Annotated in this window: 25 protein-coding genes and 2 pseudogenes; 15 read left to right on the forward strand and 12 right to left on the reverse strand. The window is 51.0% G+C overall.

Annotation, left to right across the window (positions count from 1 at the left end; genetic code table 11):
* A partial coding sequence (locus tag CRO19_RS23975; RefSeq protein ID WP_320204541.1) for a thiamine pyrophosphate-binding protein occupies positions 1–248 on the reverse strand: 248 nt, incomplete at its 3' end.
* A gap of 569 nt (positions 249–817) precedes the next feature.
* Between CRO19_RS23975 and CRO19_RS23980 the strand changes: the two genes are divergently transcribed.
* Together CRO19_RS23980 and CRO19_RS23985 are read left to right on the forward strand one after the other, a co-directional pair.
* A complete protein-coding gene (locus CRO19_RS23980; protein ID WP_097098358.1) occupies positions 818–1306 on the forward strand; it encodes a CinA family protein in 489 nt (162 codons plus the stop codon).
* Positions 1307–1883: 577 nt separating this feature from the next.
* On the forward strand, positions 1884–2114 hold the full coding sequence (locus CRO19_RS23985) for a hypothetical protein (protein WP_097098359.1): 231 nt from the start codon (positions 1884–1886) through the stop codon (positions 2112–2114).
* 546 nt (positions 2115–2660) lie between these two features.
* Here CRO19_RS23985 and CRO19_RS23995 read toward each other — a convergent pair.
* From CRO19_RS23995 to CRO19_RS24020, 6 genes and pseudogenes are all read right to left on the reverse strand, one after another.
* Positions 2661–3579 (reverse strand): annotated as a pseudogene (locus tag CRO19_RS23995) (manganese catalase family protein).
* A gap of 71 nt (positions 3580–3650) precedes the next feature.
* A pseudogene (locus CRO19_RS24000) lies at positions 3651–4157 on the reverse strand (ferritin-like domain-containing protein).
* Positions 4158–4323: 166 nt separating this feature from the next.
* The gene (locus tag CRO19_RS24005) at positions 4324–4797 is read right to left on the reverse strand and encodes a YciE/YciF ferroxidase family protein (RefSeq protein WP_097098360.1); all 474 of its coding nucleotides are present in this window, start codon (positions 4795–4797) and stop codon (positions 4324–4326) included.
* 271 nt (positions 4798–5068) lie between these two features.
* Positions 5069–5233, reverse strand: coding sequence for a con-10 family general stress protein (locus tag CRO19_RS24010; RefSeq protein ID WP_097098361.1), 165 nt, complete (start codon positions 5231–5233; stop codon positions 5069–5071).
* A 341-nt stretch (positions 5234–5574) separates the two neighbouring features.
* Entirely contained in the window at positions 5575–6768 is a 1194-nt protein-coding gene (locus CRO19_RS24015; RefSeq protein ID WP_097098362.1) for a zinc-dependent alcohol dehydrogenase, read from the reverse strand.
* A 165-nt stretch (positions 6769–6933) separates the two neighbouring features.
* A complete protein-coding gene (locus CRO19_RS24020) occupies positions 6934–7842 on the reverse strand; it encodes an SDR family oxidoreductase (RefSeq protein ID WP_097098363.1) in 909 nt (302 codons plus the stop codon).
* A gap of 769 nt (positions 7843–8611) precedes the next feature.
* On the opposite strand from CRO19_RS24020, the gene CRO19_RS24030 reads away from it, so the two are divergent.
* From CRO19_RS24030 to CRO19_RS26335, 8 genes are all read left to right on the forward strand, one after another.
* Positions 8612–9115 carry a hypothetical protein gene (locus CRO19_RS24030; protein WP_141400282.1) on the forward strand — a complete coding sequence of 168 codons (504 nt, stop codon included), beginning with the start codon at positions 8612–8614 and terminating at the stop codon, positions 9113–9115.
* Positions 9116–9127: 12 nt separating this feature from the next.
* Positions 9128–9577, forward strand: a complete 450-nt coding sequence (locus CRO19_RS24035) for a DUF421 domain-containing protein (protein WP_097098366.1) — start codon at positions 9128–9130, stop codon at positions 9575–9577.
* An 823-nt stretch (positions 9578–10400) separates the two neighbouring features.
* Entirely contained in the window at positions 10401–10583 is a 183-nt protein-coding gene (locus CRO19_RS25960; RefSeq protein WP_141400283.1) for a hypothetical protein, read from the forward strand.
* A 62-nt stretch (positions 10584–10645) separates the two neighbouring features.
* Positions 10646–10858, forward strand: a complete 213-nt coding sequence (locus tag CRO19_RS24040; protein WP_097098367.1) for a hypothetical protein — start codon at positions 10646–10648, stop codon at positions 10856–10858.
* Between the two features lie 118 nt (positions 10859–10976).
* On the forward strand, positions 10977–11126 hold the full coding sequence (locus CRO19_RS26325) for a putative hemolysin (protein ID WP_320204566.1): 150 nt from the start codon (positions 10977–10979) through the stop codon (positions 11124–11126).
* Positions 11123–11221, forward strand: a complete 99-nt coding sequence (locus tag CRO19_RS25965) for a YoaK family small membrane protein (RefSeq protein WP_141400284.1) — start codon at positions 11123–11125, stop codon at positions 11219–11221. Before CRO19_RS26325 ends, CRO19_RS25965 begins: the two co-directional genes overlap by 4 nt.
* 59 nt (positions 11222–11280) lie before the next feature.
* On the forward strand, positions 11281–11736 hold the full coding sequence (locus CRO19_RS26330; protein WP_320204542.1) for a helix-turn-helix domain-containing protein: 456 nt from the start codon (positions 11281–11283) through the stop codon (positions 11734–11736).
* Entirely contained in the window at positions 11718–12032 is a 315-nt protein-coding gene (locus CRO19_RS26335) for an ImmA/IrrE family metallo-endopeptidase (RefSeq protein WP_320204543.1), read from the forward strand. The genes CRO19_RS26330 and CRO19_RS26335 overlap by 19 nt, the downstream gene beginning before the upstream one ends.
* A gap of 873 nt (positions 12033–12905) precedes the next feature.
* Here the strand turns inward: CRO19_RS26335 and CRO19_RS24055 are convergent.
* Positions 12906–13034, reverse strand: coding sequence for a DUF2767 family protein (locus CRO19_RS24055; protein ID WP_097098368.1), 129 nt, complete (start codon positions 13032–13034; stop codon positions 12906–12908).
* Positions 13035–13081: 47 nt separating this feature from the next.
* A complete protein-coding gene (locus CRO19_RS24060; RefSeq protein WP_097098369.1) occupies positions 13082–13921 on the reverse strand; it encodes a DNA circularization protein in 840 nt (279 codons plus the stop codon).
* 648 nt (positions 13922–14569) lie between these two features.
* Here CRO19_RS24060 and CRO19_RS26545 point away from each other — a divergent pair.
* Entirely contained in the window at positions 14570–14665 is a 96-nt protein-coding gene (locus CRO19_RS26545; protein ID WP_444505493.1) for a DUF3363 domain-containing protein, read from the forward strand.
* Between the two features lie 45 nt (positions 14666–14710).
* Here CRO19_RS26545 and CRO19_RS24070 read toward each other — a convergent pair whose 3' ends face one another.
* Both CRO19_RS24070 and CRO19_RS24075 read right to left on the reverse strand, forming a co-directional pair.
* Positions 14711–15436, reverse strand: a complete 726-nt coding sequence (locus CRO19_RS24070) for a sulfite exporter TauE/SafE family protein (protein ID WP_097098370.1) — start codon at positions 15434–15436, stop codon at positions 14711–14713.
* An 11-nt stretch (positions 15437–15447) separates the two neighbouring features.
* The gene (locus tag CRO19_RS24075; RefSeq protein WP_097098371.1) at positions 15448–16344 is read right to left on the reverse strand and encodes an oxidoreductase; all 897 of its coding nucleotides are present in this window, start codon (positions 16342–16344) and stop codon (positions 15448–15450) included.
* Between the two features lie 75 nt (positions 16345–16419).
* On the opposite strand from CRO19_RS24075, the gene CRO19_RS24080 reads away from it, so the two are divergent.
* Together CRO19_RS24080 and CRO19_RS24085 are read left to right on the forward strand one after the other, a co-directional pair.
* A complete protein-coding gene (locus CRO19_RS24080; RefSeq protein ID WP_097098372.1) occupies positions 16420–17304 on the forward strand; it encodes a MurR/RpiR family transcriptional regulator in 885 nt (294 codons plus the stop codon).
* 20 nt (positions 17305–17324) lie between these two features.
* On the forward strand, positions 17325–18164 hold the full coding sequence (locus CRO19_RS24085) for an EamA family transporter (protein ID WP_320204544.1): 840 nt from the start codon (positions 17325–17327) through the stop codon (positions 18162–18164).
* Between the two features lie 177 nt (positions 18165–18341).
* On the opposite strand, the gene CRO19_RS24090 is transcribed toward CRO19_RS24085, so the two are convergent.
* On the reverse strand, positions 18342–18932 hold the full coding sequence (locus CRO19_RS24090; protein WP_097098374.1) for a TetR/AcrR family transcriptional regulator: 591 nt from the start codon (positions 18930–18932) through the stop codon (positions 18342–18344).
* Between the two features lie 114 nt (positions 18933–19046).
* Between CRO19_RS24090 and CRO19_RS26340 the strand changes: the two genes are divergently transcribed.
* Both CRO19_RS26340 and CRO19_RS24095 read left to right on the forward strand, forming a co-directional pair.
* On the forward strand, positions 19047–19196 hold the full coding sequence (locus tag CRO19_RS26340) for a ketopantoate reductase family protein (RefSeq protein ID WP_320204545.1): 150 nt from the start codon (positions 19047–19049) through the stop codon (positions 19194–19196).
* Positions 19197–19201: 5 nt separating this feature from the next.
* The gene (locus tag CRO19_RS24095; protein ID WP_320204546.1) at positions 19202–19855 is read left to right on the forward strand and encodes a ketopantoate reductase family protein; all 654 of its coding nucleotides are present in this window, start codon (positions 19202–19204) and stop codon (positions 19853–19855) included.
* The last annotated feature ends 120 nt before the right edge of the window (positions 19856–19975 follow it).

A 19975-nucleotide genomic window follows, 5' to 3' on the forward strand; every position in this document is an offset into this window, starting at 1 on the left:
GGTTGCCCCGGGCCCCCCGTGGATAAACAAACGCCAATTTCTCCGGTGAATTTGGCATGGCCTGCAGCCATAAAAGCAGCCATTTCTTCATGGCGAACCTGAATGAACTCAATTCCCTCTCCTTTTTTATCCGCGCGTTGAATAGCGCCAAGCACGCCATTGATGCCGTCGCCCGGATAGCCGTAAATGCGCGTCACGCCCCACTCTTTCAGGCGCTGAACAAAAAAGTCACTGGTTTTCATTTTCATCATTACCTTCCCGTTAAAGGATGCTGCGAACTAAAAGGATAGCCAATAGGGTCGAGTCAGGGGGCGCTGGCTAAATTCGGCTTTAGGCATTAAACGAAGCAAACCCGCAACCGGAGACTCCCTTTAACTTTCGGGGGAAGTGAAAAGAATGCTTTTACATGCCTACTACATCAGCGGGTTACAATTCAGAAGGTAGAGCGTATGCCTTATAGGGTATTTCGCGAAAAAGTACCCGCCTCCGCTTAGGCGTGTAGGAATGTACGAATGATGTAATTCTGTATCCACTGTTTGCCTGAAGCGGATCTTATGTAATATTCCGCCGGAATCTGCTTCAACAAGGTTAATGATGGACCAATGCAGTACAGTGAGTTACAGGCTGAAATGGAGCAGTGGCCTTTTGCTATTGTCCGCAGATGCGCTTATTGAAACGCATAATTTTTAGGCTTCACATGAGCAATATTGGGAATAGGTGATACACCTCACGGGCGGTATGACAAGACTGGATTAATCTTAACCTTCGCGATTTTTTAGATACAATTTTAAGTATATTTATTTTCAGGACTCAGGCTATGTATAACAAACTGAAGATTGCCGCCGAAAAATTAGGTGCAATGCTGAAGACGAAAAGGCTGACAATCACTACAGCAGAATCCTGTACGTCTGGATGGATAGGCTCATCACTGGCAGCTGCGAAAGAAAGCACCACCTTTTATAATTGTGGATTCATCACTTATACCGACCATGCAAAATACAGGGTTCTGGGCGTCGCGGAAGAAACACTACGGCTTCATTCAGCTGTAAGCGAAGCTTCAGTTAAAGAGATGGCCTGTGGAGCTAAGCGCCTTTCTGGTGACGATATTGGAATTGCCGTTAGCGGTTATGCAGGGCCGGCAGGTGGAACAGATGGTACGCCTGCAGGAACAGTCTGGTTTGCTTGGTGTCTGGAGGACGGCAGCATTCGTACATCCCGGCAAATGTTCTCCGGAGACAATGAACAAGTAGTTTTAAAGGCGAGTTTATTCAGTATCAATGAAATGCAGCGTTTTCTGAAAGAATAAAATGAGATAAGACAACATTGCTCCTGAACAGGAGCTGAATAATATTACAAAATAAAAGGGTGTAACGTATATTCAGTGCGGGAAATGGCTCTTCCAATCTGTGTGCTCTATGATTCAATGAGTGAACACGCTATTAGCCGCAGTAATAAACTTCCTTACCCTGTGGGGCGGTTTTTTTCTAAAAAAAAGTCCCGCCTAAGCGGGAGCCACAGAGATGACAATACATGGAAACACTGAGTAGCTGACTATTTTTTATATACTAGCAATACTTTTCGTGTCTGCAGTAAACCCTGAAGAATATACGGGAAGTTAATTTAAATTGGGACGATTCTTAATCTTCATTAAGCGCAGCGCATTTTATCAGCTAAGGTTAAGTTTGAGATAAGCGACCTACTCTTGTTGCCAGCCACGTTGGGCATCAGCATCGTTACGCATTCCATGCCATGACAGTGACTCTATACGTTGCCGTCTGAACCAGAAGTGTCAAAGACCTCATTGCATATAAGTACCTACTATTTTCCCGCCTTTATTCAGATTGTTTATGATTTGATGTAAATTAATTTTAAAGCGAATTGATATGATCAACTATATGAAGACTTCCTCCAGAGACCGTAATAATCTTATCGAGCTAGCCATTGGTACAGCTGTAAATGAACTTATAGCCTCAGGCCTGCCGGTTAGTCGTGAAAACATTCTTTATGAACTTGAGAAGATGAAAGCCAACTCTGCCGATTTTTACACCAGGTCGATTACGCTTGAAGCGGCTCAACGTCTCCGCAACCAGTCAAAACAGAATTGTCATGAGTAAATACTCACTGGCATATCAGCTATAGATGACGTAATCATATTAATGGGCAAGCTCATTAACGAAACATTTTAAGACTATCCATGGCAGCTGCATCGATACTTTTAAGTCGCTGGTTCGCCAGGAACCCTGAATTTTACACCTTTCTCTGATGGAGCAGTCCTCAGAAAAAAGCCTCCGCAATGGGAGGCTCAGAGTGCGTTACATCGGGAGACTTCACTCACTCAGGTGAGCGAGGCACGCAGGCAAATTTTCCGATCCTTTATATTATATTCACGGCTTAGCCAGCGTTCCGTCCGGGATTATATCCCCTAAGGACGTTACAAAGCGGGGCAACGTGACGGGCAAAGTCTCTTTGTACTTCCCTGCACAGGGTGTTAACTAAGGCCCTTCCATCTTCATTGATGAGAACGCGTTCCACGTCTTCTTACAGCTCCTGTATATCACTCCGTGAATGAACTGACAGGAGCTTTTCAGGACTTCCAAACAATGACCTGATGAAATTCAGCATGCACTATCCTCCGTAAGGAACGCCCGGGTAGCACGACCCTATTTTTTTGACGGTTTTTTTACAGGACGCTGAGATACGGTTTCGTTTTCAATCGGCGGGACGGCACCAATATCAGTTCCCGTTACCGGGTTTACCTCCGGATCGGAAGCCATTCGTGCCGTAAGCGCATCAACAGCCGCCTGCTGTTTCGCTGGCAGTTGTACGCTGGCCGTTCCGTCGCCATCGTCAACGGCGGGTGACGGATCGGCTATATACCTGAAGTTTTCATCAGAGTTCCAGCTTCCCCTGACCTCTCCGCCAGCGGACATGTTGTAATAAACACCCGCGTATTTTTAAATCGGCGGAAGTTTCCCTGGCGGGAAGTTATTCTGATGGGAGTAAAGCGCCTTTTCGAAGGATATCTGATGTGCGACTTCCCGGGTCATCAGAAATTGCAGCGCGTCCTTCACCCCGGGATCGTCGCTCATATTGATGAGGCGTTCATACAGAATTTTGGCGCGCGCCTCTGCTGCCATGTTGGAACGTAGGTCGGCAGTGACTTTACCAATGCTATCGACATAGGCGGCGGTCCAGGGAACGCTGGCAGAATTCATTAAGGCAGGACCTCCACCATAAAGCAGTGCGGTAAGATGACTGTCGTTACCGTTGCCGGTAATGGTTCGGTACAAATCGCCCTCCTTTTCGGTACCTTCTGCAAGGTCACCTTTAGCGCCCTTGTTAAGCATACCAACCAGCGAACTGATGATCATCCAGATGACTCAGTTCTTCCGTGGCAATATCCATCAGCATGTCCTTGCGCCCAGGATCTTCATCGCTCAACCCCTGAGTAAAGTAGCGGCATGCCGCGGCCAGTTCACCCTGGGGGCCACCAAACTGCTCAAATAATAAATTAGCGAGCCCCGGGTTAGGCCCCGCAACGCGTACCGTGTATTGCAGTTGTTTTACATGTCTGAACATTGCTCACTCCTGTTAACCGGTATATTACGGACGAAAAAATGCCCGCCTTGAGCGGGCAGAAGAACACAGGATTATTTTTTTGCTTCCACACCGGGCGTGGCAGAGCGGATCATAAACTGCTCCGTCACGTCAGGAAGATGCTGCAGGCACCATTCGGCCATGGCGATCTCCTGCTCGCGGATTTGAGTAAAGATGCGTACGCCCTAAGCATCACCAACAAGTTTTGCGGCGGCAATAAGCGACGTATAGCTACCAATTTCAAGGTTCTCGAAAACGTAACCGCTGATGGCGCCTTTCACCACTTCATCATCAGCCATCATGCCGCCCATCGCCTGTCCCATCGCCGACAGCTTGCCCATCGCATCCTTGAGGGTGGAGCTTGATGTGTCGTAACGTTCAATTACTGACTGGACAAGTGCTTGCTGTTAACGCGTTTCTTCAATATGCTGATCGATACGTGCCTTAAGGTCCGGATAATGCTCAAGTCGGCCGGACATTTTTTCCAGCATGCTTTCCGCCTGCTTTTCCATCGCATGGGCATCTTTCACCCAGGCCAGATAGTTCTCTTCATTCGTCATGGTGTACCTCTCAGGTTAGCAATGTCCCCCCCATCCAGACTGCCACCGGGTTAAGGGCCTGGGACCTGATTATTTAACGAAGCCCTTCTTATACGCGTTTCGAGCTTTCATATTCATTGCTACTAATGGGAAAGCGCGAAATGCAGAAATGCCTGGCTCTCACGAACTATTGCTTTTCCGCAATGATGGTCAGCTTTTCATCAGTCGCCTTTTCTTCCTTAAGTGTTTCTGCCAGCAGGCGCGCCGCTTCCTCATATCCAAGCTTGGTGGCCAGTGCATGTAGCGTCCCGTAGGTAGCAATTTCATAGTGCTCGACCTTTTGTGCGGCGCCTATCAACCCGGCATCCCGTACGGGTCCTGCCTCAACCGAATCAATTATTTCCTGTGCTTCTTCAGCCAGGCCCTCAAGGGCATGACACTTCATGCGTTTTATCTTCACGCCTTCAGTACTCTCAACCAACTGATCGATTCGCTCAATCTGTCCGCGGGTTTCTTCAAGGTGCTGCTCAAATGCTGCAATCAGCTTTTCATCCATGGCAGCTCTAGCCATTTTCGGCAGGGCGCGGGTGATTTGCTTTTCAGCACTGTAGATATCTGACAGATCGTGAATAAATAAATCTTCCAGCGTCTTAATCGTCATAATGTTCTCCGGAGATGTAGGGGCATCATGTCTGAATATTATTTAGCATCATCATAAACATTAGATGACTATTTAAAATTAGGAGGAGCATGAAGGCGGAATTAATTGATTAGGAATAATCTTAAGGGGAAAGTGAATGCAATCATTGTAGATTAAAAAATGAAGGAAAATAAGTTTCAGGAAATATTTAAACCTGCCTCACCATTCGGTGAGGCAGGCTTTGAGGTTCAGCAACTCAGGGTCGCTGACCGGCATTCCCTTGCGTTACCGCCTAGCTGCGGTGGCTGTTCTGTCCACCTTTTTTACCGGCTTCAGAAGCCTTCTCGCGGTCGTTCTGGAAGTTACCGCCACTGTGCTGCCCGCCTTTTTTACCGGCTTCAGAAGCTTTTTCACGGTCTTCGGCAAAGTTGCCGGAATTGCCACGATGCTGAGTCATAATAATATCCTCTTCGTGTTAGAATTTAACACCGTCTCGAATACACTATCTATTTCAGATAGCAGTCCGGTGCGCGTTCCGCAGGATAAATATTAGCAACCAATACAGGAGATGTAAATATTTTTTCGAAAAATAAGATGTGGTCAATCATCAGATTTCTCACGCTTCGTTAATTTAAGATTAATGATTTAAAATGGTTTCATTTATATCATCAATAACATTCTGATTCGCGGAGATTAATTAAGTTGGCTCCTGACATAGACATCTCAAACTTAACCTGGGGCAGAATAAGAGAGTCAGTCCCCCGCTAAACCTGCAGCGGGGAGACGTTCCTTTTTAATTCATAGCGTTGCGCTGGTGGCAGGCATCCCCGGCACGAGTATCACTTTCCGGCATTCTTCCTGCCTCTTCTCAAATATCTCATACCCACGGGCGGCATCCTCAAGTGGAAGGTGGTGAGTAACGATCTCCTCAGGCTTAAGATGCCCCTGTTCAATCAGGGCAAGAAGATCCGGCAGGTAAGCATGCACGTGCGTTTGCCCCATTTTGAAGGTTAATCCCTTATCGAAGGCATCGCCAAACATAAAGCCATGAATGAATCCTGCATAGACGCCCGGCACGCTTACCGTTCCGCCCCGGCGCACAGCGGCAATACACTGACGCAGCGCTTTACCACTGCTCCCTTCCATTTTCAGGTTGGTGAGGATGGTTTCAGTCATGCTTCCCTTCGCTTCAAAGCCCACCGCATCGATAACAGCATCCACGCCCCGGTTACCGCGGGTATTTTCGATTATCCACGCCGCAGGATCGTCCACTTTGTCAAAGTTGACGGGAATAACGCCGTAACGATCCCGGGCAAAAGCCAGCCGGTAATCGTTGTGATCAATCATAAATATCTGTTCAGCGCCTTCGAGGCGTGCGCAGGCTGCGCTTAAAAGCCCCACAGGGCCCGCGCCAAAGATGGCAACGCTTGAACCTTTCTTCACCTCTGCATTTTTAACCGCTTGCCAGGCCGTTGGCAGGATATCCGAGAGGAAGAGAACTTTTTCATCTGACAGCGTGTCCGGCACCTTAAAAGGACCTGTATTCGCTTTGGGCACGCGCACATATTCCGCCTGACCTCCAGGGATCCCGCCATAGAGATCGCTGTAGCCAAACAGCGCTGCCGGCGAGGTAATATTCTTGCGATTGAGGGCCGCGCCTTTTGCGCTGTTGGTGTTCTCGCAGGCTGCATACTGGCTGAGGTGGCAGAAAAAACAGTCGCCGCAAGCGATCACAAACGGTATAACCACGCGGTCCCCCTTGCTGACAGCCGTCACTGCCGTCCCGGCTTCGACAACCTCCCCCATAAATTCGTGGCCGAAAATATCGCCATGATGGGTTCCCGGAATTTTACCCCGATAGAGATGAAGATCGGAGCCGCAGATTGCGGTAGCGGTTACGCGAAGAATAATATCATCTGAAGCCTGTAACTCTGGATCAGGCATGGTGTCTACGCTGACTTTATGGGGGCCATGGTAAGTAAGGGCTTTCATATTTTTGCAATCCTTCCTGAGGTATCTCTGCTGGCCCCGGACTGTGAGCGGAGGGCATACCGCTGAAGCCTGAGGCATGGCTGCCTGGATACACGCCGTTATCGATGGAATGCTCAGGCAGCCTAATAGAGCCGCCCGAGAACCCGTTGGTAAAATTTAAAACCATTACAACGTTACGGTCCCACCGTCGCTACACCAGACCTGACCGGAGGTATAGCTGCTTTCGGGGGAGGCCAGCGTCACGTAAAGAGGGGCAATTTCGGCGGGCTGACTCGGGCGGCCCAGCGGGGAAGAGGCGCCAAATTTTTCTATTTTTTCCTGTGGCTGTCCGCCACAGCACTGCAGGACAGTCCAGTATGGACCCGCCGCGACGGCATTGACCCTTATCCCTTTCTGGCCAAGCTGTTTAGCAAGTGATTTGGTGAAGGCGACGATAGCTGCCTTGGTCTGGGAATAATCCAGGAGAATATCGCTGGGCTTGAAGGCCTGAACGGAAGAGGTGTTAATTATTAATGCGCCACGGGGGAGATATTCAAGCGACGCTTTGGTGATCCAGAACATGGCGTAGAGGTTCGTTTTGAACCTGGAGTCAAAATCCTCGGTACTGAGATCGGTTATCGACTCGCAAAACTGCTGACGCCCAGCGTTATTGACAAGTATATCAAGTCCACCCAGCGCGCCAGCAGTCTGACTGACCAGCAGCTGACAGAAAGACTCTTCGCGGATGTCGCCTGGGATCGCGACAACTTTACCGTGCTCTGCCCGGATCAGTTCAACCACTTCCTGAGCATCTTCTTCTTCCGCAGGAAGATAGTTGATGACAACGTCAGCACCTTCGCGTGAAAACGCGATGGCAACTGCGCGTCCGATCCCGGAGTCCCCGTCCGTAATGAGCGCCTTTCTGCCTGCAAGACGTCCGCTTCCCCTGTAGGATGCTTCACCGTGATCGGGACGCGGATTCTTTTTACCGGTCAGACCAGGAAAAGGCTGTTTCTGATGTGCGAAAGGCGGAACAGGATAAGCGTCAGCAGGAGAATGTGTATCTGAAGCGGGAATGCCGTTTGCCTTACTCATTGAAATACTCCTGTTCTCTGAATACAGATAATTAAAGCATAGGTATATATTCCGACTTATGACAAACGACCGGTATATATTGAGATTTGGTCACCAGCAGCGCGCTAGAATAAGCGAAGCCAGAAAGATAAAAAAATGAAGCCTAGCGGGTAAATAATACTGAAATAATATTATTAATGAACGACCAGATTATCTACGTTAAACATTGCAGTCACAGCCCTTCGCCCTTGCATCTTTCTGCAGTAATAAACCAGTCAATTTCAGCGGCAAGTGATTTAGGAAATAAGGACGTTTTCTGCAATCATCCAGCCTACGCATGAGTGCAGATGCTACTGAAGTTCTGAACATAGGTTTCCCTTAAGGTGCATATGCAGAGAAACCAGCAAAGCCCATGCGAAAGGGGCGAGCTCCGGCCCCGGGCTCTTCTGACGTGTCTGTCCGATCAAACTTTCGTGTCCTGTTTTTGCCATGATATACTTTCAGATTAATTTATAACTGCTTGTTTAACAACAAAACACAGAGACACACAGCTTTTATTCAGATCGTTTTCAAGGATGGTGAAGATATAGCCGATTATCGGCTTTCTGTAAACCGCTCTAGAATTTAAAAGGACGAAAGACGTAAAAAATATTCCGGTTCTTACGTCCATGAACGCGATAGGAAAATTATCCCCTGAGTTATGCATGGAAGACGTTATCAGGCAGCCTATCCTGCCAAATTTTTAAGTGCCTTATATTTCTGCCAGAAGTTAACTGAAGGGATAGCCACGATGAATCAGAATAAAGAAGCCGATAGACCGGAGCGCGTTCATGAAGATCAACGGTGGATAAATTTTGAAGACAAGCTGAAAAGATGGGGAACGGGTTTCCTCATCATTTTCATTCTTTCAGGGATGGCCGGCGTTTTTTCTAAAGGCTATTTCAGCGAGGGTCGCGCCGGGGATGGCACCACACAGATTATCTATGAGCGCTTCGGCAGAGTGCTCAGCGGTATGGATATGAAGATAACGTATGTGTCGTCCGGCACAGAAATGTCCCGCATCTCACTCGGGGGGGATTTTATGGAAAATTATGAGGTGCTGACGCTACACCCTCAGCCCTTTCGTGCATTCAGTGATGGGAGAAAACTCATCTTGGAATATCATCTGTTGATTCCCGCACGGCAACAGACTATCTGGCTGGGTTTGCAACCCCGCAAAGCTGGCGCGGGACGAACTTTCGTCACTGTAGACGGAAATAAGCCCTTATCTTTCTTTCAGCTTGTCTACCCATGACAGGAGCCTGAAATGGAAACGGTACTTCGTGCGGCAGGGATCTACCTCGTTCTTTTAGTGGTATTCCGGATTGCGGGCCGGAGAGCGCTGCTCCAGATGACATCATTTGATCTCATTCTTCTCCTAATAATAAGTGAAGCGACACAGCAGGCCTTACTGGGGGATGATTTTTCAGTCACTGGCGCCGCGCTTACAATCATCACACTTATCGTTCTGGATATTATTTTTGGTTTCATCAAGAAAAGAACACGCTGGGCTGATTATATGCTGGATGGCTCCGCGGTGCTCCTGGTCGAATATGGCATGCCGATGGAAGACAAAATGAAAAAAACCGGTATCACACTGGATGACATCATGGTGTCGGCGCGAACAAGCCAGGGGATTGATGACCTGTCCATGATAAAATTCGCCATCCTGGAAAAAAATGGTCATATTTCAGTCATTAGCAGAGACACTAAATAATATTATATCACCGCCGGCAGCGTAAAAATTTATCAAGATTGCCGCTACAGGGCAGTCCCATTTAAATACGTCCCCCGCTTGCGCTTGCCATTTAAGCCGATATTACTAGTCTTACATGGAATTTTAAGAACTGGTTTAATGACTAAAGGTGCAATGATCAAAATTTCTGAATCAGAGAGCACTCTGCTGATAATTCGCGGATGAAAGACATCAGCAGCGTTAACTGCCCGCCACTTAATAATCGAAACAAGACAGAAGAGGAAGTCTGGGGTACTTTTCAGGAAGCTGGAAGCTGAACAAGACCATCAGAGGAGGATCTATCCCCGGCATAAAATATGGAAAATGGTTGGAAATGGTGCCGGCAGTTGACCCGATTTTACGACAGCTTCAAGTGGCCCTATAAATCAATATATGCAATGTGATAATGAAAGTTTTACAGCGGAAACCATCTGAAGCAAAAAGAGATATCACCGTTATAAGGAACCTTACCCGCGCTGTATGGTTTTTTTTACTAAATACAACCTGATACTTAGCTTTTGAAACTGCTGCCGTAGCGGTGGCCATACAGTACGCGAATATCAAGTAGGCCTAACGCAGTCCCGATGATGTTTTTTCGGCAACAAATGAGTGATGCATAGCATGCATTAACGGTTGAGCCATGCCTGTAAGTCTGATTTGAAAAATAAACTCATCATGACGCATTTGATTTAAAAATTTTCCTAAAACCGCTTACGCGAAGCGTCATTGCCATCCTCTTTTTCTTGTTCACCAGCTGATAACTATTATTTTAATGCACTCGGCTCACACACTTCAGGAGGTTATTATGACGACTTACAAAGGTGCCGGTATCGTTCGCCGCGGGAATTTATACGCAGGAAATTATCGCAACCGTAAGAGAGAAAATGCGTCTGGATATATAGGGTCAAATCCAGCTGCTGAATTGCTTAAGTGTGCAGATGCGATTGACGTAGGGATGAATCATCCAAGTCTGCGGTTTGTCGATTGAAACATTGAGAAGCAGCTACGCTTGTAGTAAAAACATCAGCTAAAAAATGAAGGAGATGAATTATGGACGATATCGATCTGGCACAAGAACGCGAAGAGGCACGACTTTCCGCAGCTCTTTTCGCACGTGCGCCACGTCTTGTCAGCCGCAATGGCAATTGCATATGGTGTACGGATGAACCAGTGGTTGCAGATACAGCCTACTGCTCGGCTGAGTGCGATGAGGATTATCACAAGCATCATCGTGAAATGAAGCAGCGCATTACAGGTGAGTAGTGGCCGGAAGAGACTTTCGAATAATTAAGAAATGCAAATGAACTGTGCTTTGATTCTTATCGGCATCATTATTCTTTCAGCTTGCGATATGCAGAGAAAAAACTCTGAGAACATTGTCATGGGTAATCCAGCCTCAGTCTATTGCACTAAGGTAGGAGGCAAGATGGATATTGTCAGGGGGTTGGGGGGCGATGATGGATACTGCACTCTCCCGGGCGGAGAACGGCTTGAAGAGTGGTCACTTTACAGGAGAGATAACATAAAATGAAAATTGGATATCTTTTCCCGGTTGCCATAATCATCGCAGGTTTAGCACTGCTGATTTGGTTCATCGCAAGCGGAGCTTATGCGCCGGGTGGATGACCGGTGAGAGAATCTGGCCGTGGGGGCTGGCAGGAAGTAGTAGCTCAGGGAAGAGAACTATGGGCGGAAGAGACGTTTGGTTGAGGCTCACTGAGGCGCGAGAGGCCAAAGGTTTAACCATGGCTGAACTAGCAACAGTGCTTGATATTTCTAGGCAAGCTATTTCATCTTTCGAAATAGGGATAAAAACTCCATCCCATGAAACTTTAATGGTCCTGACAAAAATTCTCGGCTTTCCTGAGCGATTTTTTGTATCCAATAACAGCTCCCCAGAAATTGTGGGAGCTGTACACTTTCGCAGCCGTAGCACTGCAACCAAAAAAGCAAGAATGAGCGGTCGTGCGAGAGGGCGTTGGATTGCACTAATTTTAAAGGAATGCAGCAAATATTCTCAACTTCCACCTGTAACATTGCCTGATCTAGATATTGCTGATTTTAATTACTCGAAAAATCTGATATCAAAGAGATTGCCACAAAAGTTAGAAGGTACTGGCTGTTGGGTGACGGCCCTATAGCTAACCTTACTAAACTTTTAAAGAATAAAGGAATCGTAATATCCCGCCTATCTTCTGGTGAAAAAGTTGATGCCTTTTCATTCTGGGAAAGTGATCGCCTTATTGTGGTTCTAGACCGCTCGAAGACAGCCGTTAGGATGCGGTTTAGTCTTGCATATGAACTAGGCCATCTCATAATGCATAGGACCGTTGAAAATGATTATTTAGAAGATAAGAAACTTTTTGATATTGTGGAAAGCCAGGCTGACTACTTTGCCTCTTGTTTTTTAATGCCATCAAACACGTTTGGTAGATAGTATTATTCTCCAAATTTATCTGCTCTTGAGCAGTTAAAAGGGCGATGGAGAGCATCTATTGGAAGCATAACAATGATAGCTCATAGCTTAAATCTAATGAGTGATAATCAGAAAAGTTTATGTTTTTAGGCAATTACCCCCTTTTAAACGTAAGGATCCACTTGATGATGTTATACCTAAAGAAACACCTCAATTATTAAACAAACTACTAAAGTTGCTTGACACTCATTCAATAATGAAGACAACTGTTCTAATTGATATTTTCGGATTACCTGCATCTGAACTAAATGCAATTACCCAACTTAGTGCATCTGAATTGACTCAAAGCGACAATGTAATATCATTCATTCTCAGAGAGAAGTAATCCCCATCCGGCCACCGCGCCGGTTTTTTGATCGATTATCCATTTCCCCGCTTCGCTAGCATTTCCTTAGAGCCATCCTATTATTATTAATGTCGCTTCTACTTCCCTGTATTGACGACAAACTCCGATTGATAATGATTCGCACCCATCGTGCAGCCCGGACTCCATCAGTGCCGGGCTTTTTTTTGGAAGTATAACTATCACTTTTGTAACGGAACCAAATCCATTACTCCACTCAGTAATAGTTATCATCGATCATTTTCTGATCATGCTAAGTGTTGTTGCTACTATAGCGACGGGTTACACACAGCAAGCGTAACGCCTACGAGAAAATTTCATTTGAACGAATTTATGCCCGCCTTATGCGGGCTTTTTTTGCATTTTCATAAAGATTTTTCTAAGGCTGCCGATAATTCTTACTGACGGAGTGGTAAAAAGCTCCGCGAAAAATTTAAGACTAACACAGCAATTTTAGTGGTTGGCCCGCTCGTGAGCGGGCTTTTTTATGTCTATCTATCCAGCACCTTCACCTGCACCTCTGATCGCTCAGGATTATTCAACGCCAGCGCCGTTCTCAACGCGTCAGCTATGACCTTTTGCTTCGACTCCAAGTCAAAATCATGAAGTATGAACACCATGAGGATTTGGGAAGGCTCGTTACCGTATTTACCACCTCACTGAGCGATCATGTGCGTATGGCCTGCGCAACGTAATTGCGCTGATGCGTTCTGGCCTGAGTGCTGGCACTGTCAGTTTTCCACACCCCACGCGGGGCAAGTCCGGTATCTAGCGTAATGCCGCTGAGACCTTTGACCATTGAGATCAGATCTGTGACATTGCCATTCAGTTTTGTACCCGCACGCCACATGGCCTGAAGCTGATTCACAAAATTCATGCCACTGGACGGCGGCATCAGCAGTAATGACAAATCACCCTGCATCAGTCGTGAAGCAGCACTGATACCGGAATCCACGTACTGCATGGCGTCAGTCACGGTATTGAACATCTCCGATGCATCATACATCAGTCCGATTGGCGTGAAGTCTGGGAGGCCATCAAGCCCAAACGCTTCAAATGCCGATAACAGAAAATCGTTCATCAATGTTGCAGCGCCAGTTAGCTTCATTCCTGTTGCAATACCGGCTTTAGGAAATGACAGTTCAACTGATTCGATGAAGCTGAGGCTGTCGCGGCACATGCGGCATTCGTCTTTGGTATGGCTTACGCGAACTTCATCCGTAACGGTGACGGTCTTTTCCCCATAAAAAGGATGAACCAGCTTGCAACTTCCGGGCTTCTCAACTGCCTCGATTAGATTGTTACGCTGCTCAAAATAGTCATCGCCGACAAGATACGCCTGAACGATGAAGCGCCGTGTTGCGCGCCCCATATCTTCAGCACATGGCTTATCTCGGTTAGGGTATTCATGGACCTGCATGCGTCTGCCGAAAGTTGCTTCATCCTCATCGACCTTAAAGGGCACGCCACGCAGTGAAGCATCCTGCAGATTATCAATCCAGCTCATGCGAGCTCCGGGTAATAAAAAATGTCCGCTGTCAAGTACTTTGAGAGACGAGGCAGCGGCATGAAAGGTCTTTCAGGGCAATAGGTTAGGCCAAATTCCAGCCATTGTTTGCCACTACTGGTTTTCGAGCTAGTTGCGGCATAGGCGCTTCGCGGTGGCGAACCCAAGGACATTGCGTCGCGCAAGGTCATATCATCATCGCCTTGGCGCTTGCCCTGCGTGGCCGTCTCACTTGCAGGTATCTTGCCTTGCCCGCGATCATCACCGTATTCGCCAAAAAACTGGCCGTATGCATAGCGGCAACACTGGACCGCCGCTGTCAGGAGCGATAGCGAGGGACAAAGGCGGAAGGCAAGACAAAAGGATGAGGCACCGTGCCGCATCGAAAGTCAGTCTGCACGTGAAGAAGACGCGGCACAGAGCGGTTTCAGCACCGTGCCGTATGGTGCGTAAAGCCCGCACCAACACAGGCATGTCCGTGTGCTTCGTACGACCGGAAACGCCAGAACTTCCAGACAATCCAGTCATGACTTAACGACTCGGGCAACGCGGGCCGGCCTCTACCGGTGTTTCGTCATGCTCGCTAGCGGACGCTACGCGATAGCCGATGACAGCATGGGTTTCTCGTTGGTGCCGTGACGACCTGCGATCGAACAGCGGCTGGGGCAGCAGCTCGCCACGACGGTACGCGGTGGCAGAGTATCTTGGAAGATCGGGCGGCAACGTGGGCCAACTATTGGTTGAAACGGCGTGAATTGAAGCGAGCGATTACACCTTTTCCGCTTCCGCTCATCCGTTGAGGGAGAGGATCATTCCTGCCGCCCCAGCGACGAGAACAGCATCGATGAGAAGCTCGAATGTGTGCGTCTGGAGTCGCTGGACGAGACGTTTCGCAATCATCGAACCGACGAGCAATGCGATGCCGATGGCAAGTCCACGTGCGATGACGGGCCGCGTAAGTGCGCCTGACACACCGAACGTACCAAGCTTGCCTGCGTAGAGCAGGGTAGCGCTTGCCGCCTCCGATCCTAGAAATGCACCGCTACTCATTCCGTATCCGGTGAATACCGGCACGCTGAGCGGCCCGGTGGACAACACGAATCCGGTCAGGAACCCGACAATCGCCCCGGCAAAACTCATGTGCCAGAGGTTCAGATGGAGGTTCGATCGTCTGATGAGGCGGCGCAGCGGGATCATCGAAAGGAAGAAAGCTGCCAGGAACACGTCCACAGTGGCAGGAGAGATCGCCAGCAGCGTGTGCGCCCCGAGCACAGCCGCAGGAACTCCCGCCAACGAATAGGCAAACACCGGCCGCCAACAGATTTCGTGCCACCAGGCAATCCCCCGCCCGATGTTCCCGAACAAGGACGCAATCGCCATAACAGGTACAGCGATCCGTGGCCCGTACAGCGTGACGAGGACGGGCAGCATGATGAGCGACGAGCCGGTGCCGACGACGCCGCTGAGCACACCAGCACCAAGGGCGAGAAAGAAGAGAAATAACAGAGCAATCATCGCCTCTAGGGTCAACCGGGGCCGTCGCTCGCAGCCGCAAGAAGCGGCACCAGGATGTCGCTGATCGGGGTCGGAATGCCGTGAATCTGGCCTCGACGCGCAATGACGCCGTTGCGGATATCCCATTCGAGCGGTCGGCCAGCTTCTCGATCCGTGAGGATGGAGGTGCTCATGTCTGTGGGTGCCCCCCGGAACTTGTCGAGGATCTCTTGCGGCACTTCGTCGCCGAGTTCAGCACCTTCTGCACGTGCCACGGCCAGGCATTCCTGCAGATAAGCCAACGTAAGCCTAGCAATATCAGCGCGGCCGAACATGCCTGAGCGGCGATGCGTAAGTGCCATGAGGCCAGCCACCGCGTTCTGCATCAGCTTGCGCCAAGCTAGCGAGCTGAAGTTCGCGGCCAAATCTACGGCGCACCGTGTGCCTTGCAGCGTTGCGGCCACTACGCGGGAAGCTGACGTTTCCGGCAGGCTGAGGCGCGCTTCGCCACGCAAGCGTACCGAGTCGTCGGATTGCGCCTGCGCAGGGAACCACACGACGGCAGGAACGATTTTCCCGTGTGGCGAAAGCGGGCGAACCCTATCCAACTGTTCGATCCCGTTCTGCAAAACGCATATCACTGTTTCCGGCCCGACCAACACCGCGAGCCATTCTGCTGCCGCCTCGATTTGTGTCGCCTTGACTGCCAAAAAAACAAGATCAGCCGTGTGAGCAATTTGTGTCGGATTCGTCCGAACAGGACCAGGTACGGTGACAAAGCGGCCGTCATTTTGGAGGGTTAGGTGATCGCGGGGGCTGCGTCCACACAGCAACGGCGTGCGGCCGACCTCGTGTAGCGCCGCCGCGATCGTGGTGCCAATGGCACCTGGACCGACGACAGCGACGCCAGGGTTGATTTCAGGATTCATGAAAGCGGCCTCCTTTAACGGTATGTGTCCACGTGATGGTTGTGCCCTTCACGCGGCGCATGTAATATATTACACATGAAAAATGAAAATGGTAATAGCGTTTCAGAAAGCGAACACCGATTGCAGCAATGGATCGGCAGCATTCAAGCCCGCAGCGGCGGCCTCGCCGCAAGCGAGGCGAAAGTTGTCGATCTCCTGCTCGCCGATCCTTTGTTTTTTGGAGCAAGCACGACCGCCGAGGTTGCCGCCCATGCCGGCGTTTCTCCGCCGACAGTGATCCGCGCTGCACGTGCGCTCGGGTTCAGCGGGTTTACCGAGCTGAAGATCGAGATCGCTCGTGCTCGCGGCACAGCCCGGTTCTTCGCGCCTCCTGAAGCACTCGCCGCGGATGCGACGTCAGCCTCAGTGCTCGAAACATCCATTCGTGCTGGTACCGATGCGCTGACCGCGCTCAGTGGAGCCATCGAACTCTCTGCGCTGGATAAAGCCGTCGGCTTTATCCAGCGCGCGCGCCAAGTGTTTGCGTTCGGTGCTGGACCTTCCTCGACGGTTGCCGCCGATGCGGTCTTCCGTTTGCGTACGATCGGCGTGATGACCGTGGGCATCACGGATCATTTGTCGGCCATGATCGCGGCACGGCTCTTGGGCGCAGAAGACGTCGTCATCGCGGTCAGCTCGACCGGCCGCACGTCTTCAACGCTAGCCGTCGCGGATGCGGCATCCTCGGCTGGCGCCTCGCTGATCGCAGTCACCAATCAGTACGACACGCCCCTGGCGACCCTCGCCGACGTCGCGCTTGTCGTCGGTGGCGTACCACTACCGGCACAGATGGCCGCTGCGGGAAGTCGATTGGCTCAGCTCGTCGTTATCGATGCGTTGGTCGCATCCCTGGCGCTGCGCGATCAAGAGCGGGCCCGCTTGGCGGAGCGGGCGGGCATCGATCTTCCCGACATTTCCTGATGCAGCCAGGGACCATCGCAATGATTCTCGCCGCAGCGGTCGCCCATGCGGTGTGGAACCTGGCCTCGAAGTACAAGCGGGGAGACACTTTACTGTTCGTCTGGGCTTATAGCTGTGCTTCGACGCTGCTGTGGGTCCCGATCGGCCTCGTTCTTATGGTTCAGGACCAAGGGGCGATCGATTGGCGACTCGGGGTTGGAGCGGCCGCTTCGGCGGCATTGCACATTGCGTATTCCCTGACCTTGCAGGCTGGCTACGATCGTGCCGAACTTGGGGTGGTTTACCCGATCGCCCGTGGCACGGGGCCGGTACTGACAATGCTTTTTGCGATTTTTCTTCTGGGGGAGCGGCTCTCCTTCGTCGCGCTTTTCGGCGCGCTCCTCGTCGTCTTAGGCATTCTTGTCGTTACCGGCAACCCGTTTAGAAGCGGAACCCGCCGCCCGCTCCAGGGGATGTTTTGGGGGGGTGCTACGGGGGCCACCATCGCAAGCTATACCGTCTGGGACAGCTACGCGGTCACGTCGCTGCATTTGGCGCCCGTGAGCTACTACGCTGGCACACTGCTTCTGCAAACCCTGATCCTGACTCCAAGCGCACTGCGCCGATGGCACCACATTCACACAGTTATCCGTGCTGATGCCGTGCCTATACTCATAGTGGCCATATTCTCCCCACTGGCCTACATCCTCGTGCTAACCACCATGCTGACGGCACCGCTCGCGCTGGTCGCCCCTCTGCGTGAGTCGTCCATCATCATCGGCTCTCTCTTCGCGTACAGGCTCTTTCGTGAGGGGCATCTAGCACGCCGCATAGTCGGAGCGGTGATCGTACTAACAGGGATCGCGGCGATTAGTTTTTGATGTTTTCAACGGCAGCATGAGCAAGGCGTTCTGGGGAGGATTGCGCGTGGGCTGGAATTCTGGTTCCCCGTCACCGCATTGAGCGCCCTAACGGGGCATGCTTACCCTCGATCTTGGTGCGCCAGTCCTGGAACAACTCGCGGCAGCGCACCTACTACGACTTGGACAGATGGCTATTCAGGCCTTGAATCCAACCGCCGTGAATGCATGCCGCGTGATCGCCTCCAGCGTGCGCTGGCTGGGCCGGGTCTTGGCCAGAACATTGAGTCCTTGCGTCGTACATACGAGAAATACGGCCGCTTCGGCCGCATTGACGTCCCGCGATAGTTCTCCCGCTTGCTTTGCCCGCTCGATCGCGCCAGATAAGGCCGTTTCCAGCCTGGCCAGGTGGAGTTGGAAGGCTTCGCTGATCTGCGGATCATTCATGGCGAACTCAACGATCGAGTTCGTCACAAGGCATCCCCAGCGCCGTTTGCCGTCCAGCATCGCTTCGATGAGCGCCGCGTAGTAGTCGGCAATGCCGGCCCGACCGGACGGATTGCTGTTCAGGCGCGCGATCGTCTCTCGCGACATGGACGCCATGTAGCTCTTCAAAGCCTCGATGAAGAGGCCGTGCTTGTCACCGAAGGCGGCGTAGACGCTGCCCGGGTTGAGCCCGGTGACCCGGCAGATCTCCTGCATGCCTGCCCCGTCATAGCCCCGCTCCCAAAAGACATCCACCGCGCTCTCAAGCACCGCATCGCGGTTAAAGTTTCGTATTCGGCCCATAGCTTATTGATGATTCATCAATCAAGAATTATCACAAGGCTCAAGCATACATTGCCATAGATGGTTATTGAAGCTAGAATTTTCTTGAATTCATATTCAAGAATGGAGCCATGGATGAAGATCGCGATCATGGGCACCGGAGGCGTAGGTGGCTATTTCGAAGCCAAACTGGCCCTCGGAGGCAACGACGTCAGCTTCATTGCCAGAGGGGCGCACCTGGCTGCCATCAAATCCCAAGGCCTCACTGTGCGCAGTCCGCGCTAGGGGAGATGCATGTCCCCACGCCCAGAGCAACCGACACGCCGTCGAACGTCGGGCCAGTCGATGTCGTTCTGCTCGGTGTCAAGCTTTGGGATACCGAGACGGCCGCCAAAGCGATCAAGCCGCTGATCGGACCCGAAACGATGGTGATCTCGTTCCAGAACGGGGTGATCAAGGACGAATTGCTGAGAGCCACGCTCGGAGAAAAGCCGGTAGCAGGTGGCATCTGCTACATCGCGGCAACCATCGAGGCTCCGGGCGTCATCGGTCATGCCAACAACTTGCAGAAGCTGGTCTTTGGCGAGTACGGCGGCTATCGCAGCGCGCATATCGAGCGCTTCCATCGGGCCTGTATCCAGTCGGGGATCGACGCCGAGATCAGCGACGACATCACCAGAGTGATCTGGGAGAAATTCGTTTTCCTGGTTGGCCTGTCGGCGACCACCGCGTCCACCCGGCGCCCGATAGGCGTGGTGCGCGGCAACCCGGCCTCCCGCAAGTTGCTCGAAGGCGTCATGCAGGAGGTGGTGGACGTCGGCCGGGCCGAAGGCGCCAACCTCGCCGCCGACTTTGCCCTGGACCGGCTTCGCTTCTGCGACCAACTGCCCGCCGACATGACTGCTTCCATGTTGCGCGACCTTAAACGCGGAAACCGGCTGTAAGTGCAGTGGCTCAGCGGCAGCGTCAGCAGCAGAGGCCGCCGACTCGGCGTGCCCACTCCGCGAAATTCAGTGATCTGCGAAATCCTTGCGGTTCATGCGGATGGAGCGCGGTGAGCCATC

Source organism: Candidatus Pantoea floridensis, assembly GCF_900215435.1.
Classification (GTDB): domain Bacteria; phylum Pseudomonadota; class Gammaproteobacteria; order Enterobacterales; family Enterobacteriaceae; genus Pantoea; species Pantoea floridensis.